Genomic DNA, 16,926 nt, shown 5'->3' with positions numbered 1-16,926 from the left:
CTGCCGACGATCAGGCTGCCCGGCTCGAACGTCTTGCCCTCGGTGACCAGCGCGCCCGCGCCGACGATGCAGTCGTCCGGGATGACGGCATGATTGAGCACGATCGCGCCCATGCCGATCAGCACGCGGTCCCCGATGGTGCAGCCGTGCAGGATGGCGTGGTGGCCGATCGTGCACTCCGCGCCGACCGTGGCCGGCGCGCCGGGGTCGGAATGCAGCATCGCGCCTTCCTGCACATTGCTGCGTTCGCCGACGACGATGGCGGTATTGTCCGCGCGGATGACCGCACCGAACCACACGCTCGCCCCCGCACCCAGCACGACCTCGCCGATCAGGTCCGCGCTGGGCGCCACCCATGCATCGGTGGGAACGACCGGGCGCTTGCCGTCGATCTCATAAAGCGGCACCCGTCAGGCCTTGGGCGCCTGGCGCCGCGCCATGAAGGCAAGCCGCTCGAACAGCATCACGTCCTGCTCGTTCTTGAGCAGTGCGCCGTGCAGCGGCGGGATCGCCTTGGTCGGGTCGCGCGACTGGAGGACGTCGAGCGGCATCTCCTCGTGCAGCAGCAGCTTGAGCCAATCGAGCAGTTCGCTGGTCGACGGCTTCTTCTTGAGCCCCGGCACCTCGCGGACCTCGTAGAAAATGTCCATTGCCTTGCCGACCAGGATCTTCTGGATGCCCGGGAAATGAACGTCGATGATCGCCTGCATCGTGTCGCGGTCGGGAAACTTGATATAGTGGAAGAAGCAGCGGCGAAGGAATGCGTCGGGCAATTCCTTTTCGTTGTTGCTGGTAATCACGACGATCGGGCGCTCGACCGCCTTTACTGTCTCTCGGGTCTCGTAGACATGGAATTCCATGCGATCGAGCTCCTGGAGGAGGTCGTTGGGAAATTCGATGTCCGCCTTGTCGATTTCGTCGATCAGCAGCACGGGCAGGGTGGGGGAAGTGAACGCCTCCCACAGCTTGCCGCGCCGGATATAGTTGGCGATGTCATGGACGCGCGCGTCGCCGAGCTGGCCGTCGCGCAGGCGGGCGACCGCGTCATATTCGTAAAGGCCCTGCTGCGCCTTGGTGGTCGATTTGACATTCCATTCGATCAGCGGCGCGCCGACCGCGCGGGCGATTTCGTGCGCGAGCACCGTCTTGCCCGTGCCGGGTTCGCCCTTGACCAGCAGCGGGCGGCGCAGCGTCACCGCGGCGTTGACCGCAACCTTCAAATCCTCGGTTGCGACATAGCTGGACGTGCCCTCGAACCGCATCGACATCCTCGATCTCCGTACCGATTGTTCGAAGCCGATACCGGTCGGAGGTGGCAATGCGCAAGCGATGATCCGCGTGCGCCGCGGTTTCAGCTCCGGCCGCGCGCCTCGGCCCGGGCCTCGAGCAAGGTCCACAGGCCCTGATGCTGGAGCAGGAGCTGCTGCGCACCGAACAACACCGCGCGTTCGATCGCGGGGCGCGTGACGAGTTCGCTCACCACCGCGGCAGTCGCGGTCGACGCCGGCAGCATGGTGCCCGGCGGGTCGATCAGCCCCAGCCGGTCCGCCGTCGTGTCGAGCAGGCCCCGGATCTCCGCCCAGTCAAGCACGAGCGCCGCCGCCGCCCCCAGGGCGCAACCCGTGCGGTCCGACCGGCCGAGCATTTCGACGGCGTGGCGCTGGGCGATGACGGTGGCTTCGGATTCCGCCTGCCCCGGCGTGCTGGGCATCGGCCCGGCGGCAACCGCGATGCGGACGAGATAGGCCCGCTCGAACGCGAAACCCGCGCGTGCATTCTGGACCCACGGATGATCGGCGGGAATGCCCGAATGCGATGCGACCAGATCGATGACGCCCGGAAACTGGCCGTGGAGGATGCAGATCAGGTGGATGGCGTCGGCCAGGTCGCGCAGGACCGGCGCGCCCGCGACGAGCCGCTTGAAGGCGCGGTGACGACCGCTGCCCTCTGCCGCCGCCAAAGCGGTAAGGGCTTCCCAAGACGCGCCTGATACTACGCTTTCTGCGCGCTCCACCCATACCCCCAAATTCGTTCGTCCGGTCCGGCAAACCGCCGCACCGACGGGCTTGCCGAAACTCGGTAAACCAAAGGGCGTAAAGACGCGGTGTATTGCCCGTTAACCCCTGCTTAGCTGTGGATAAGCGCGGGTGGCGACTGACGCGCGATCACGACCTGCAACGCGGTGATCGCGGCCGCCTCACGGATCGGGGCGAGCCCGATCGAAACCGCGATCGGGTCGGCGCGATTGACCCGCAGATAGGCTTCGGCGCGTGCCGGGGTGCCGGTCCGAAAGGTTTCGTCGATCAGGTCGCCGACGGTGACGCGACTGGCGATGTCGATCAGGCTCACGAACCGCATGTCGATCGTCGCGGCCAGCGCGATCCCCGTCATCGCGGCAAGCGCAGGTGAAGGGACCGACAGATAGCCGCGTGGGGTGAGGAGCGCGGACGCGACATCCGGCGCGACCTGGTCGATCGCACGCTGCATGGCGTCGAGCGCGCTGATGCGATCCTGCAGCTGCTGGCCGAGCGACGCATTGTCGATGCGGACCAGCACATGATCGAGCCAGGGCTGGAGTGCGATTTCGAACGTGCCGTTCCCGTCCGCACCGCCACGCACGACGACCCGCTCGGCGATGCGGTGGCGCGCCACATCGACGATCGTCGCCTGCAACGGCGCCAGCCAGGCGTCGGCGGGGGCCATCCACGATTCCGCCGCCGCATTCTTTGCCACGATCGCGCCCATATGGTCGAGAAGCAGCAACGGCGTCGCAAAGCCGTTGAGCAACGCCTCCACCGACGGCAGGCCCGGTCCGGGCGACCGGCCGATCGCTTGCCACTGCCGGACCTGCTCCATGCTGGCCAGCACCAGCTTGGCACGCCCGCGGTGATGGATGAAGACGGGCGCGTGCCCCGCGCGCTCCTGCCATATGCCGAATTGCCGGACCAGTTGCGACGCCGTCACCTGCGCGTCCGCGAAGCTCGATCCCGCCGCTGATTCGATCGCCGCTTCAAATCCCATGCCGTCCCCCCTTTCGGTCGTGCGGGTGGCACAAATGCGTAATTCACGGCCGCGCGTCGCGCGATCGGTCGAAACCGGCGAGATTGATCGCGTTATTTGGTCCGGAACGGAGCAGATCATCGCGCGGAATACGCGATCGGCGCCCGCGCATGGCGTAGCGCGATCGCAAGCCCAGGTGGCGCAAAAGGGGCCGGCGCCACAGCGCCTGATCCCCGCTTTCCGGAAGGAACCCCGGTCCCTCCTTCTTCCGGAAACCCTGACGTCGGGCCATCCGGTCCAACGTCGACGCCCCGGGCGCCGCATCCAGCGCCCGGGGCGTTCAAGCGCGTCGCAGGCCGACCAGCGACGCTATTGGTCGAGGAAGCTGCGCATCTTGCGGCTGCGGCTCGGGTGCTTGAGCTTCCGCAGCGCCTTCGCCTCGATCTGGCGAATGCGCTCGCGCGTGACCGAGAATTGCTGCCCGACCTCCTCGAGCGTGTGATCGGTGTTCATGCCGATGCCGAACCGCATGCGCAGCACGCGCTCCTCGCGCGGGGTGAGGCTGGCGAGCACCCGCGTCACGGTTTCCTTCAGATTGGCCTGGATCGCCGCATCGACCGGGATGATCGCGTTCTTGTCCTCGATGAAGTCGCCGAGATGCGAATCCTCCTCGTCGCCGATCGGCGTTTCGAGGCTGATCGGCTCCTTGGCGATCTTCATCACCTTGCGCACCTTCTCCAGCGGCATGGAGAGGCGCTCGGCCATTTCCTCCGGCGTCGGCTCGCGGCCCTGCTCATGCAGGAACTGGCGGCTGGTGCGCACCAGCTTGTTGATCGTCTCGATCATGTGGACCGGGATACGGATCGTGCGCGCCTGGTCGGCGATCGAGCGGGTGATCGCCTGACGGATCCACCAGGTCGCATAGGTGCTGAACTTGTAACCGCGGCGATATTCGAATTTGTCGACCGCCTTCATCAAACCGATATTGCCCTCCTGGATCAGATCCAGGAACTGCAGCCCGCGATTGGTGTATTTCTTGGCGATCGAGATGACGAGGCGCAGGTTCGCCTCGACCATCTCCTTCTTGGCGATCCGTGCCTCGCGCTCGCCCTTCTGCACCATGTTGACGATGCGGCGGAACTCGGCGAGTGACATGCCCGTCGCCTGGGCGATCTCGGCGATTTCGGTGCGGATCCGGTCGACGGCATCCGCCTCGTTCTCCGCGAACGCCTTCCACTTCTTGTCGATGCCCTGGACCGACTGCAGCCAGTTTTCGTCGAGCTCGTGGTCGACATAGCTGTCGAGGAACGACTTGCGATTGACCTTGTGCCGCTCGGCGAGGCGCAGCATCTGGCCGCCCAGCGCGGTCAGGCGACGGTTGTAGCTGTAAAGCTGGTCGACCAGATATTCGATCTTGGCCTGGTGAAACTGGACGCTTTCGACCTCGGCAGTCAGCTCCTCGCGCAGCTTCTGGTATTTGCGTTCTTCGGCACCCGGAAACTCGTTGCCCGCCGACATCGACTCGATCCGCGCCGCCTGCACCTTGGCGAACTTCTTGTAGACCGACGTGATGTTGGCGAACTTCTCGAGCGCCTGCGGCTTCAGCTGCTCCTCCATCTGCGCGAGGCTGAGGGTATTGTCCTCCTCCTCGTCGTCGGACGGGCGCGGCGTTCGCCGCTCGGTCATCGATTCCTCGTCGTCCTCGTCGGCCGACGCTTCCTCGGGCTCTTCCTCTTCCTTGAAGGTCGGGCCGGCGTTCTTCTCGGAAATCTCGCCGTCGCCGCCATCGTCGTCGTCGCTCAGGCTCTCCGGCGCGGGATCCTTCGACAGCATCGCGTCGAGATCGAGGATCTCGCGCAGCTGCATCGTGCCTTCGTTGAGCGCGTTCGACCAGTTGATGATCGCGTTGAACGTGATCGGGCTCTCGCACAGCCCCAGGATCATCGTGTCGCGCCCGGCCTCGATCCGCTTGGCGATCGCAATCTCGCCCTCGCGGCTGAGCAGTTCGACCGCGCCCATTTCGCGCAGGTACATCCGCACCGGGTCGTCGGTGCGGTCCATCGTTTCCTTTTTCTTGGTCGTCTCGAATGCGGGCGCGGCGTCGTCCTGACCTTCGGATGCCTCGATCTCGTCGGCACCGTCCTCGTCGGGCTCGGCATCCTCGCCGGCGTCCTCGTTCTCGACGACGTTGACGCCCATGTCGTTGAGCGCGGACATGATGTCCTCGATCTGCTCGGACGTCATCTGGTCCTGCGGCAGCATCTCGTTCAACTGGTCGACGGTGATGTAGCCGCGCTTCTTGGCGCGCGCGACCAGCTTCTTGATCGATCCCTCGTTCAGGTCGATCAGCGGCGCGTCACCCACTTCCATCGTTTCGTCGCCGCCACCATTCGTCTTCGCCATCAATTACCCTTCGCATTCAGCCGCCTCGAACGAGGCGCGTGCAATTTTAATCGTCGAGTCGCGAACCGTCTTTGTCCGCCAGCACCAGATTTGCAAGACGCGCGTCCAGCGCCTGGCGTTCCTTCACCAGCGCGACCTGGCGCGCGAATGCCGCTTCGTCGAAATCGGCCTGCATTTCCGCCGTCGCGCGCGCCAGTGCCGCATCCACCCGGGGACGCGCCGCCAGCACCGCAATCGCCTCGCCCAGATCGGCGACCGCGCGCACGCGATCGTCCGCCGCATTCCGTGTGAACGAAAAGGGGAGCGAATCAGCCCGAAGCAACTCCGCCGCCATCTGATCGAAGCCCGACCGAGCCAATATGGTGCGCACGCCGTCGCTATCAAGCGCCTGATCCTCGACCGCCAGATCGATTACCGCCTCGAACAGCCGCCCGAGCGCACCGTTGGCGATGCGCAACGATGACAGCACCTCCAGGTGCCGGGCGATCTCGGCCGGGTGCCGGATCAGCCCGGCGAGCACCGCCTTTGCCAGCACCGGGTCGAGCCCGCCTGCCTGGACCGCGTGCGCAGCGGGCGAAGGCGGGGGGTCGGGGGGTGCCCAGCCGCTCCATTTCTGGCCGCGCCGTCCACCCGGCTTGCCCGGTGCGCGGGGTGTGAAGGGCGCGCGCGGCGGTGGCGCGAACGCGGCGCGGGCGCGCTCGCGAAATTCGTGCGCATATTCGTCGCGCACCATCGGATCGCCGATCGTGCTCGCCAGATCGGCCAATCGTCGCTTCAGCCCGGCGCGCGCCTCGGGCGTGGTCAGCGGCTCGGCGGCGAATTCATGCGCCCACAGCCGGTCGACCAGCGGCTGGGGCGTGGCCAGCAGCGCCTCGAATGCCGCCGCCCCGGCCGTGCGCACGACGTCATCGGGGTCCTGGCCCGGGGGCAGGGTGACGAAAGCCAGGCTGCGTCCGGCGGGCATCACCGGCAGCGCGCGGTGCGCGGCGCGGATCGCGGCCTTTTGTCCCGCCGCGTCGCCGTCTAGGCACAGCAGCGGCACGTCGGCGAGCCGCCACAGCCGCTGCAGCTGCTCCTCGGTCATCGCGGTGCCGAGCGGCGCGACCGCTTCGTCGAACCCTGCCTGAGCGAGCGCGATCACGTCCATATAGCCTTCGACCGCGATCACGCGCCCCGCCTTGCGCGAGGCGGCGGCGGCGCGGTCGAGATTGTAGAGCTGACGCCCCTTGTCGAACAGCGGGGTTTCGGGCGAGTTCAGATATTTGGGTTCGCCATCCCCAATGATCCGGCCGCCAAAGGCAATGACCCGCCCCCGCGGATCGCGGATCGGGATCATCAGCCGACCCCGGAAGCGGTCATAAGGCTCCTTGCCCTCGACCTGGATCAGCAGCCCCGCCTCGACCAGCAGCGCGTCGCCATAGTCCTTGAGCGCGTCGCGCAGCCCCCGCCGACTTTCGGGCGCGAAACCCAGGCCGAATGTGCGCGCGGTTTCCGGCCGAATGCCGCGGCGCTGCAGCAGCGCGCGCGCCTCCGCCCCCGCCACCCCGTCGAGCTGTTCGGTGAACCAGCGCGCGGCATCGGCACAGGCTTCGTGCAGCCCCTTCGCCTTTTCGGCGCGTTCGGCGGACCGCTTGTCGGGCGCGGGCACCTCCATGCCCGCCATCGCCGCCAGTTCCTTGACCGCATCCATGAAGGGCAGCCCGCGCTGATCGGTCATCCATCGGATCGCATCTCCGTGCGCCCCGCAGCCGAAGCAGTGATAGAATCCCTTGTCGTCGTTGATCGTGAAGCTCGGCGTCTTCTCGTTATGGAAAGGACAGCACGCCTTGTACTCGCGCCCCGCGCGCTGGACCTTCACCGTGCGCCCGATCAGCGCGGACAGCGTGGTGCGCGCGCGCAGCTCGTCGAGAAAGGCGGGGGTGAGGGTCATTATCGGTGCGGGCTTTTGCTTGAGTTCGGCGCACCCGTAGCAGGTTTCTCGACTTCGCTCGAAACCAACGGGTTCTGCTTTGAACCCAGATCCTCTAATCGCGCTCTCGCCTGCCCGTTCGTTTCGAGCGAAGTCGAGAAACGCTCCTTCGGTGGTCGCGCGAGGTGGGAGACCAGCGACCAATTGCCAGCAATCATCGCTTCCTTCTTGGCGCGTGACCATCCGCCAACCATCCGCTCGGCCTCAAGCGCCTCCACCCGAGTTTGGAACGTCTCTCGCCACACCAGCTGCACTGGCCGCCGCCGAGAGGTGTAGTCACAATGCCCGCCAGCTTGATGCTGGGCGATCCGCCGATCGAGATCGTCACTATGGCCGGTGTAATAGCTGCCGTCGGCGCAGCGCAAAATATAAGCCCAAAATGCCATCGCGCGATGTTGCGGCAGGTCGCTCGCGGAGTCGAGCGGTTGGGGAGACTGGCACGCCTCTCGACCTTGCTCGAGACGAACGGTTCGAGCGGGGGGTGACCGGACTTGCGCTCAGCCCAACCCCTCCCGCACGCGGGAGGGGAGATCAGCCCAACGCCGCCTTCACCGCGGCACTCGCCTTGCTCATGTCGAGCGTGGTCGCGTGGCGGGCCTTCAGCTCGGCCATCACCCGGCCCATGTCCTTCATCGAGGTCGCGCCAAGTTCCGCCTTGATCGCCTCGATCGCCGCGGCGGTCTCCGCCTCGCTCATCTGCTGGGGCAGGAAGCGTTCGATCACCGTCACTTCCGCCTGCTCGGCCGCCGCCAGCTCGGGCCTGCCGCCCTTTTCATACATCTCGATCGATTCGCGGCGCTGCTTGACCATCTTCTGCAGCACCTCGACGACCAGCGCGTCGTCGTCCACGGGCGCGCTGCCGGTGCGCAGTTCGATGTCGCGATTCTTGATCGACGACTGGATAAGGCGCAGCGTCGCGGTCGTCTCCTTCTCGCCCGCTTTCATTGCGGTGACGAGCGCGGTCTTGAGGTCGTCTCGGATCATTCGGCTTCTTTCGGAAAATGAATCTTCGCCAATCCTGTTAGCGCGGTTGACGCGCAAAGGGCAGGGGTCTAGCGGGCGAGCCTTAGCGACATTGCCGGACCCCGTACGAGGAGCGACCACCCCCATGGCCGAAGCCAAGCCCCTGCCTGCGCCCGAAGGAGCGACGGGCGTGCTCGTCCTCGCCACTGGCGATGTGGTCTGGGGCCGGGGCTTTGGCGCGGAGGGATCGGCGGTGGGCGAGGTGTGCTTTCACACCGCGATGACCGGTTATCAGGAGATCATGACCGATCCGAGCTTCGCGGGTCAGCTCATCACCTTCACCTTCCCGCATATCGGCAATGTCGGCGCGAACCCTGAGGATATCGAGGCGGACGACCCCCATGCGCTTGGCATGATCGTGCGCCAGGACGTGACCGACCCCAGCAATTTCCGCAGCGTCGAGCGGCTGGACGACTGGATGCGCAAGCATGATCGCATCGGCCTGTCCGGCGTCGATACCCGCGCGCTGACCCGGCGAATCCGCACGGGCGGCGCGCCCAATGGCGTGATCGCGCATTCGGCGAACGGCGACTTCGACATTCCCGCCCTGTTGGACCGCGCCCGCGCCTGGCCGGGGCTGGAAGGCATGGACCTCGCCAAGTCGGTGACGCGCGAAACGCACGGGACGTGGGACGGCGGCGTGTGGCGGCTGGGGTTCGGGTACGAGGGGGAGGCGGGTTTCTCGACTTCGCTCGAAACCAACGGGGAAGAAGCCTTCTCCGCTCCCGAAGACCCACGTCCATCTCCACCGTTCGTTTCGAGCGAAGTCGAGAAACCTGTTTCGAGCGAAGTCGAGAAACGCCCCCACGTCGTCGCCATCGATTACGGCGCCAAGCGCAACATCTACCGCAACCTGGTCCGCGCCGGCGCGAAGGTGAGCGTGCTGCCGGCCGATGCGACCTATGACCAGATCATGGCGCTGAAGCCCGACGGCGTATTCCTCTCCAACGGCCCCGGCGATCCCGCGGCGACAGGCGAATATGCGCTGGAGCCGATCAAGCGGCTGCTCGACGACAAGCTGCCGGTCTTCGGCATCTGCCTCGGCCACCAGCTCCTCGCGCTCGCGGCGGGCGCGCGCACGACCAAGATGTTCCAGGGCCATCGCGGCGCCAATCACCCGGTCAAGCGGCTGGACGACGGTGTGGTCGAGATCACGAGCATGAACCACGGCTTCGCGGTCGAGCGTGACAGCCTGCCCGCCAACGCCCGTGAAACGCATGTGTCGCTGTTCGACGGCAGCAATTGCGGGCTCGAACTGACCGACCGCCCGGCGTTCAGCGTCCAATATCACCCGGAAGCCAGCCCGGGGCCGCAGGACAGCTTCTATCTGTTCGAGCGGTTCGTGGGGATGTTGCGGTGACAACTTTGGAGATTATAAACCTCGTCGCAATTCTCTTAGGACCGATTTTTGCTGTCGGCATCACGCTGTGGATCGAGGACCGCCGCAAAACGCGAGATGCAAAAATCACCGTTCTTCGGATGCTACTTGCGACCCGACAACTTCCGAGTGACCCCGGCTTTCAGGTGGCAATTCAGCTGGTCCCGGTCGAGTTTAACAAGGATCGAGCGGTTCTTATCGCCCACGCAGAGTTTCTTGTAGCTGCAAATGTCCCTCTTGATGGTAAAAACGACGAACAGATCGGTCGGAACACCCGTACAAAGTTGGTTCGGATGATATTTGAGATGGCGCGAGCGTCGGGTCTCAATCTCAGGGAAACGGACATTGATACCAGTACGTTCGGTTCTCGCGGCTTCTATGAAAGAGACGCGATCTTGGTCGACTCTCAAAGAGCGATGCGTGAGATCGCAGAGGTTTTAAAAATACAGACGCGCGTAATGCTGGGTGAGCAAGTAGTGCCCGAGCAACCTGCGATCACGTCAAAAGAAATAGATGTGAGTAAATAATGCCCAAGCGCACCGACATCTCCTCCATCCTCGTCATCGGCGCGGGGCCGATCGTCATCGGCCAGGCGTGCGAGTTCGATTATTCGGGCACGCAGGCGATCAAGGCGTTGAAGGAGGAGGGCTATCGCATCGTCCTGGTCAACTCCAACCCGGCAACGATCATGACCGATCCCGAGCTGGCGGACGCGACCTATGTCGAGCCGATCACGCCCGGAATTGTCGCCAAGATCATCGAGAAGGAGCGCCCCGACGCGGTGTTGCCGACGATGGGCGGCCAGACCGCGCTCAACACCGCGCTCGCGTTGTTCAACGACGGCACATTGGCGAAATACGGCGTGCAGATGATCGGCGCGGATGCGGAGGCGATCGACAAGGCCGAAGACCGGATCAAGTTCCGCAACGCGATGGACCGCATCGGGCTCGAATCCGCGCGCTCGGCGATCGCGCATACCGTCGACGAGGCGCTGGCCGCGCTCGACCACACCGGGTTGCCGGCGATCATCCGGCCCAGCTTCACGCTCGGCGGTACCGGCGGCGGCGTCGCCTATAATCGCGAGGAGTTCATCCAGATCGTCACCGGCGGACTGGATGCATCACCGACCACCGAAGTGCTGATCGAGGAATCGCTGCTCGGGTGGAAGGAATATGAGATGGAGGTCGTCCGCGACCGGAACGACAACTGCATCATCATCTGCTCGATCGAGAATGTCGATCCGATGGGGGTCCACACCGGCGATTCGATCACCGTCGCCCCCGCGCTGACGCTGACCGACAAGGAATATCAGATCATGCGCAACGCCAGCATCGCGGTGCTGCGCGAGATCGGTGTGGAAACCGGCGGATCGAACGTCCAGTTCGCGGTCAATCCCAAGGACGGCCGGCTGATCGTGATCGAGATGAACCCGCGCGTCAGCCGGTCATCGGCGCTGGCGTCGAAGGCGACGGGCTTTCCCATCGCCAAGGTCGCCGCCAAGCTGGCGGTCGGCTACACGCTGGACGAGATCACCAACGACATCACCGGCGTCACGCCCGCGTCGTTCGAACCGACGATCGACTATGTCGTCACCAAGATCCCGCGCTTCGCCTTCGAGAAGTTCAAGGGTGCCGAACCGCTGCTCTCCACCGCGATGAAGTCGGTCGGCGAAGTGATGGCGATCGGCCGGTCAATCCATGAATCGATGCAGAAGGCGCTGCGCGGGCTGGAAACCGGCCTGTCGGGCTTCAACGATGTCGACCGGCTGGTCGGCGCGCCGCGCGCCGAGATCGAGGCGGCGCTTTCGCAGGCGACGCCCGACCGCCTGCTCGTGGCGGCACAGGCGCTGCGCGAGGGCTTCACCGTCGAAGAGGTCCACGCGATCGCGAAATATGATCCCTGGTTTCTTGAGCGGATGAAGGAGATCGTCGAGGCCGAGGCGGAGGTGATCGCCAACGGCCTGCCACGCGATGCGGCGGGCATGCGGCGGTTGAAGGGGATGGGCTTCAGCGACAAGCGGCTCGCCTATCTTGCGCTCAAGTCCGCAAATCTGCGCGGCGGCATGGCGCGCGGCATCGCGCGTGGATCTGGGCTGGTGCGCGACGCGGTCGTGGCGATGACCGGCGGCATCACCGAGCGCGAGGTGCGCGCACTACGCCACCGGCTGGGCGTGCGCCCGGTCTTCAAGCGGATCGACACCTGCGCGGCGGAATTCGACGCGAAGACGCCATATATGTATTCGACCTATGAGGCGCCGAGCTTTGGCGCGCCAGAGAATGAGGCGATGCCGTCGGACGCGCGAAAGATCGTCATCCTCGGCGGCGGGCCGAACCGGATCGGGCAGGGGATCGAGTTCGACTATTGCTGCTGCCACGCCTGCTTCGCCCTGGCAGAAGCGGGGTATGAGACGATCATGGTCAACTGCAACCCGGAAACGGTCAGCACCGACTATGACACCTCCGACCGGCTTTATTTCGAGCCGCTGACCGCGGAGGACGTGCTCGAGATCCTCAATGTCGAGCAATCGAACGGCACGCTGGTCGGCGTCATCGTCCAGTTTGGCGGCCAGACGCCGCTCAATCTCGCCCAGGCGCTGGAGGATGCCGGCATTCCCATCCTGGGCACCAGCCCCGATGCGATCGATCTGGCCGAGGATCGCGAGCGGTTTGCAGCACTGGTCGCCAAGCTGGGCCTGAAGCAGCCCGCCAACGGCATTGCGCGCAGCCGTGACGAGGCGGTCGCCGTCGCCAACCGCATCGGCTATCCGGTGCTGATGCGCCCCAGCTATGTGCTGGGCGGCCGCGCGATGGAGATCGTCGACGGCCAGCAGCAGCTCGACGACTATATCCAGACCGCGGTTCAGGTGTCCGGCGACTCACCCGTGCTGATCGACCAGTATCTGCGCGACGCGATCGAGGTCGATGTCGATGCGATCTGCGACGGCGACGATGTCGTCGTCGCCGGCGTGCTCCAGCATATCGAGGAAGCCGGCGTCCATTCGGGCGACAGCGCCTGCTCGATTCCGCCGCACAGCCTTTCGCCCCAAATCGTCGCGGAGATCGAGCGCCAGGCCGATGCGCTCGCCCGCGCACTGTCGGTCCGCGGGTTGATGAACATCCAGTTCGCGGTCAAGGACGGCGAGGTCTATCTGATCGAGGTCAATCCGCGCGCCAGCCGCACGGTGCCCTTTGTCGCCAAGGCGATCGGCGCACCCATCGCCAAATATGCCAGCCGCGTGATGGCGGGCGAAAAGCTGCGCGACCTGCCGCCGATCGACCGGCACATCGATCATATTGCGGTCAAGGAAGCGGTGTTCCCCTGGGGCCGTTTCCCCGGCATCGATCCGGTGCTGAGCCCCGAAATGAAGTCGACGGGCGAGGTGATGGGGATCGACCGCGACTTCGCGACCGCCTTTGCCAAGGCGCAGCTCGGCGCGGGCGTCACGCTGCCTCAGTCGGGGACGCTGTTCGTCAGCGTCAAGAACAGCGACAAGGACGTGATCCTGCCGGGCGTGCGGCTGCTCGCCGATCACGGCTTCACGATCATCGCCACGTCGGGCACCGCCGACTTCCTCGCGGCACAGGGAATCGCGGTCGAACGCGTCAACAAGGTGGCACAGGGTCGCCCGCATATCGTCGATCGCATCCTCGACCGCGACGTGGCGCTGATCTTCAACACCACCGAGGGCTGGCAGTCGCTGAAGGACTCGGCATCGATCCGCCGCTCGGCACTGGCCCAAAAAGTGCCCTATTTCACCACCGCGCCCGCCAGCGTCGCGGCGGCGCGTGCGATTGTGGCGCTTTCGCGGCAGTCCCTTGAAGTGCGGCCACTTCAATCCTATTATTCGCCGTCGCAGCATTGATCCCATCAAATCGGAGTTGATGTGCGGGCGGGCCTCTCCACCGGGTCCGCTTGATCGGGGCTTGTTCAGTGAGGGATACATAAATGGCGACCGTCGAAAAGCTGCCGATGCTGGCCGAGGGCTATGAAAAGCTGAGCGCGGAGCTGAAGCGGCTGCGTGCCGAGCGTCCGTTGATCGTCGATGCGATCGAGGAAGCGCGCGCGCATGGCGACCTGTCGGAAAACGCCGAATATCACGCGGCGAAGGAGCGTCAGGGCCAGATCGAAGCGTCGATCTCGGATATCGAGGACAAGCTGAGCCGCGCGCAGGTGATCGATCCGCGCGACCTGTCGGGTGACAAGATCGTGTTCGGCGCGACCGTGACGCTGATCGACGAGGACGAAAAGCCCGTCACCTATCAGATCGTTGGACAGGCCGAGGCGGATGCGACCGCGGGCAAGATCAGCTACAACTCGCCGCTTGGCCGTGCGCTGATCGGCCGTCGCGTCGACGACGAGGTCGAGGTCACCGTGCCGTCGGGCGATCGCTACTATCTCATTTCGAAGATCGAGTTCATCTGATCCGAGAGCGCATGGCCGTGATGACGTGGGTGATCGTCGCGGTCACCTGCGCGGTCAGCCTCGCGCTGACCTTCTCCGGCAACGAAAATCTTGCGATCGCGGCCGGCGGCGTCATCCCGGCGCGGGTGAGCGGCCTGATCGTCATGCCGCCTTATCTGGCGGTGGTGCCGGCATGGCTGACCCCGCTCAGCGCGACGCTGGTCCATGCCGGTCCGGTGCATCTTGGCTTCAACATGCTGATGCTGGCCCAGACCGGGCGGCTGGTCGAACGGCTACTGGGGCCGGCACGCGTCGCGCTCATCTACCTGCTGGGCGCCTATGCTGCGGCGGCGGCGCAATGGGCGCTCGATCCGGCATCGATGTCGCCGATGGTCGGCGCGAGCGGGGCGGTTTCCGCCGTCCTCGGCAGCTATGCGATGTTCTTCAGCCGCCGGAAGGCGCGGGCAATCGGGCCGATCCCCGGACGCGTCGTCGACATCGCCTGGATCGCCGGCGGCTGGATCGTTCTCAACATCGTCGTCGCGCTCGTCAGCACCGCGGCCGGCTTTCCGATCGCGGGTGCCGCGCATATCGGCGGGTTCCTGCTCGGCATGATCCTCGCGTTTCCGCTCCTCCCGCGCCGGCGCCGCCCAAGCTGACCCGTTTTCGCGACCGGCGGATCAGGCGGCGGGCGGACCCTGATCGGGCTCGAGCAGCCGGTGAAGGTGGACGACGACATATTTCATCTCGGCGTCGTCGACGGTGCGTTGCGCGGCGGCGCGCCACGCCTTCTCGGCGCTGGCATAGTCGGGATAGAAGCCGACCACCTCGATCGCCGAAAGGTCGGCGAAATCGAGCGTCATCGGATTGGTGACCCGACCGCCGAAGACCAGATGCATCTTGCTCAAAACCGCTACTCCAACATGCCGGGTGGATGGCGGCGCGACCGGAATCGCGCCGCGTTTGCGTGAGGGAATAGCGGGATCGGCGCGAGGCTCAAGAGCGCGTCGCGCCGACGCCGGGTCGTGAGCTGCGCTAAAATCAGGGCTGGGAGGTGCCGCCCGCCTTCGCGGCTTCGCGACCGCTCTCCTTTGCGGCCGTCACGACCTGGCCGATCGCGTCCGACAGCTTGTTGCGAATCGCATCCTTGGGAGCGAGTTCGTTGAGCTGCTCGCGTCCCGCATCGCGCGCCGCCGCCAGCGCGGCCGCGGTCGTTCCCGCGATTCGCTTGCCCACCGGGGCCAGCGCCTGGCGCTCGCGCTCGCTGCGCGGCAGCAGCGCGCCGACGAGCGCACCGACCGCCAATCCACCGACCAGTACCGCCATCGGCGCATTCTCGACGCTTTCGCCAGCGCGTTGCGCGACATCGCCCGCCCGCGCGCGGCTTTGCGAATAGGCCCCGCCGGCACGTTCCTTGATCGTGCCGACCGCCTCCTTGATCCGCTCGGTGCGCGGGGTCCGGGTATCGCCGGTGGCGTTCACTTCCTCTGTCATCGCTCGGTTCCTTTCAGGATGTCGTCGTTGGATTCGGGTGGAAAGCGATCAACGCCGCTGTTGCGCCGTCGCTCCCACCAGTTGCGGGCCGCCGCGATCAGCGGTCGCCGCGCGATGATCACCACCGTTGCGACAAACCCGGCAGCGGTCAGCCCCGGCTGGCGCTTCATTGCCGCCAGCCCGTGTTCCGCAGTCGCCTCCGCCCGTGTGCGCAGGCCGGCGACTGCGTCGTCCCGAAGGCGGGCAGGCGCCACCCGCCCCCTGAGTTCCGTGATCGTCGCACTCATCCGCTGGCGCGCCAGATCGGCGGCGAGCCGTGCGGCGCGGGGATTCGTGGGGGCGGTCATGTAATTTCCTTGGTAGGCAAAGTGACCCGCCGCGCGCGCTGGACGGCCGCACGACCCAGCAGCGCGACGATGACAAGCCCGACGACGAGCACGATCAGCGTCGCCCACGCCAGCCCGACCATCTGGGCGAGCAGCAGCAGCACCCCGACCAACGTGGCCGTCACCACCGCCATCAAAAGGAACAGGGCCGCCGCCGCCAGTCCTGCCGCAATCCCCGCGTGGGTTGCGCGCTCGGCGGCAAGCGCGCGGTAATAATCGCCTTCCGCTCGCGCATAGGCGCGTGCGTCGTGCAACAGTCTAGAGATCAGCGTTCCGATGCCTGCCGCATCGTCTGGTTCGTCCACGGTCCCTGCCCCCTGTCGGCGATCTCGTTCAGGCGTCGCGGCGACCGTCCTCGCCGTCGAACCCCGAGCGCAGGATGCGCGCGAGAACGAATCCGACCGCAGCGGCGGTGCCGATTGCGACCGCCGGGCTCTTGCGCACGAACTCGCGCACATCGTCGACGATCTCGTCGACCTCCTTGCCGCGCAGATTTTCGGCAAGGCCGGACACCGCACCGGCGGCGGAGCGGGCATACCGCCCATATTGTTCGCCGACGCGTTCATCGACGGTGCCGGCCGCATCGTCGATCATCCGCGCCAGTTCATCGAGCACGCCGGTCGCGCGTTCCTTGCCCTGCGCGGCAAACCCCCGGGCCTGCTCGGTCGCCTTGCCGGTGAGTTTCTCCGCCTGCTCGCGCACAGCCTCGCGCGCCTTGCTGGTGCGGGTGCCGTCGCTCGTGCCCGCGTCGGCCATCGCCATGTCGCCACCGGCGGTATCCGCGGCCAGCGGGTCGATGGTCGGCTCGGCCGGGGGCGTAGCCAGCGCGGCATCATCGAAGGCCGGCGTGACGGGCAGGGGGACGGCGGGGG

General features: G+C 66.0%; 18 protein-coding genes. 5 read left to right on the top strand and 13 right to left on the bottom strand.

The features are described from left to right. The 8 genes from AX709_RS02865 to AX709_RS02830 form a co-directional block, all read right to left on the bottom strand. Window positions 1-407, bottom strand: a 407-nt coding sequence (locus tag AX709_RS02865; protein ID WP_066546554.1) for a gamma carbonic anhydrase family protein, incomplete at its 3' end; no start/stop codon positions are given. A 3-nt stretch (window positions 408-410) separates the two neighbouring features. Then, entirely contained in the window at window positions 411-1,262 is an 852-nt protein-coding gene (locus AX709_RS02860) for an AAA family ATPase (RefSeq protein WP_066546566.1), read from the bottom strand. An 89-nt stretch (window positions 1,263-1,351) separates the two neighbouring features. Continuing rightward, a complete protein-coding gene (locus AX709_RS02855) occupies window positions 1,352-2,014 on the bottom strand; it encodes a DUF6975 family protein (RefSeq protein ID WP_066479508.1) in 663 nt (220 codons plus the stop codon). 113 nt (window positions 2,015-2,127) lie between these two features. Beyond that, entirely contained in the window at window positions 2,128-3,021 is an 894-nt protein-coding gene (locus AX709_RS02850; protein WP_066546552.1) for a hypothetical protein, read from the bottom strand. A gap of 348 nt (window positions 3,022-3,369) precedes the next feature. Then, window positions 3,370-5,403 carry an RNA polymerase sigma factor RpoD gene (gene rpoD, locus AX709_RS02840; protein ID WP_066479502.1) on the bottom strand — a complete coding sequence of 678 codons (2,034 nt, stop codon included), beginning with the start codon at window positions 5,401-5,403 and terminating at the stop codon, window positions 3,370-3,372. A gap of 46 nt (window positions 5,404-5,449) precedes the next feature. Further along, the gene (gene dnaG, locus AX709_RS02835; RefSeq protein ID WP_066546548.1) at window positions 5,450-7,333 is read right to left on the bottom strand and encodes a DNA primase; all 1,884 of its coding nucleotides are present in this window, start codon (window positions 7,331-7,333) and stop codon (window positions 5,450-5,452) included. Then, a complete protein-coding gene (locus tag AX709_RS18110) occupies window positions 7,333-7,758 on the bottom strand; it encodes a GIY-YIG nuclease family protein (RefSeq protein WP_082731223.1) in 426 nt (141 codons plus the stop codon). The genes dnaG and AX709_RS18110 overlap by 1 nt, the downstream gene beginning before the upstream one ends. 145 nt (window positions 7,759-7,903) lie before the next feature. Continuing rightward, the gene (locus AX709_RS02830; RefSeq protein ID WP_066546546.1) at window positions 7,904-8,356 is read right to left on the bottom strand and encodes a GatB/YqeY domain-containing protein; all 453 of its coding nucleotides are present in this window, start codon (window positions 8,354-8,356) and stop codon (window positions 7,904-7,906) included. Window positions 8,357-8,480: 124 nt separating this feature from the next. Between AX709_RS02830 and carA the strand changes: the two genes are divergently transcribed. The 5 genes from carA to AX709_RS02805 all read left to right on the top strand — a co-directional run bounded on the left by carA (window position 8,481) and on the right by AX709_RS02805 (window position 14,833). After that, window positions 8,481-9,755, top strand: coding sequence for a glutamine-hydrolyzing carbamoyl-phosphate synthase small subunit (carA, locus tag AX709_RS02825; protein ID WP_066546545.1), 1,275 nt, complete (start codon window positions 8,481-8,483; stop codon window positions 9,753-9,755). Further along, the gene (locus AX709_RS02820; protein ID WP_066546542.1) at window positions 9,752-10,300 is read left to right on the top strand and encodes a DUF6680 family protein; all 549 of its coding nucleotides are present in this window, start codon (window positions 9,752-9,754) and stop codon (window positions 10,298-10,300) included. The genes carA and AX709_RS02820 overlap by 4 nt, the downstream gene beginning before the upstream one ends. After that, the gene (gene carB, locus AX709_RS02815; RefSeq protein WP_066546539.1) at window positions 10,300-13,635 is read left to right on the top strand and encodes a carbamoyl-phosphate synthase large subunit; all 3,336 of its coding nucleotides are present in this window, start codon (window positions 10,300-10,302) and stop codon (window positions 13,633-13,635) included. Before AX709_RS02820 ends, carB begins: the two co-directional genes overlap by 1 nt. Window positions 13,636-13,718: 83 nt before the next feature. Further along, the gene (greA, locus tag AX709_RS02810) at window positions 13,719-14,195 is read left to right on the top strand and encodes a transcription elongation factor GreA (protein ID WP_066479483.1); all 477 of its coding nucleotides are present in this window, start codon (window positions 13,719-13,721) and stop codon (window positions 14,193-14,195) included. An 11-nt stretch (window positions 14,196-14,206) separates the two neighbouring features. Continuing rightward, complete coding sequence (locus tag AX709_RS02805; RefSeq protein WP_231727397.1) at window positions 14,207-14,833, top strand: rhomboid family intramembrane serine protease; 627 nt, start codon at window positions 14,207-14,209, stop codon at window positions 14,831-14,833. 21 nt (window positions 14,834-14,854) lie between these two features. Here the strand turns inward: AX709_RS02805 and AX709_RS02800 are convergent, their stop codons facing one another. The 5 genes from AX709_RS02800 to AX709_RS18825 all read right to left on the bottom strand — a co-directional run. Further along, window positions 14,855-15,082, bottom strand: a complete 228-nt coding sequence (locus tag AX709_RS02800; protein ID WP_066479481.1) for a DUF4170 domain-containing protein — start codon at window positions 15,080-15,082, stop codon at window positions 14,855-14,857. A 133-nt stretch (window positions 15,083-15,215) separates the two neighbouring features. Beyond that, the gene (locus tag AX709_RS02795; protein WP_066546537.1) at window positions 15,216-15,668 is read right to left on the bottom strand and encodes a hypothetical protein; all 453 of its coding nucleotides are present in this window, start codon (window positions 15,666-15,668) and stop codon (window positions 15,216-15,218) included. Continuing rightward, on the bottom strand, window positions 15,665-16,015 hold the full coding sequence (locus AX709_RS02790; RefSeq protein WP_066546535.1) for a hypothetical protein: 351 nt from the start codon (window positions 16,013-16,015) through the stop codon (window positions 15,665-15,667). The genes AX709_RS02795 and AX709_RS02790 overlap by 4 nt, the downstream gene beginning before the upstream one ends. Then, window positions 16,012-16,359: a phage holin family protein gene (locus AX709_RS18105; protein WP_066684600.1), complete on the bottom strand. Its 348-nt coding sequence runs from the start codon at window positions 16,357-16,359 to the stop codon at window positions 16,012-16,014. Before AX709_RS18105 ends, AX709_RS02790 begins: the two co-directional genes overlap by 4 nt. A gap of 28 nt (window positions 16,360-16,387) precedes the next feature. Then, the coding region (locus AX709_RS18825; protein ID WP_197432009.1) for a hypothetical protein at window positions 16,388-16,926 on the bottom strand (539 nt) is incomplete at its 5' end.

This window comes from Sphingomonas sp. CCH15-F11, from assembly GCF_001557005.1.
GTDB lineage: Bacteria > Pseudomonadota > Alphaproteobacteria > Sphingomonadales > Sphingomonadaceae > Sphingomonas.
This window is presented reverse-complemented; position numbering and strand designations above follow the sequence as displayed.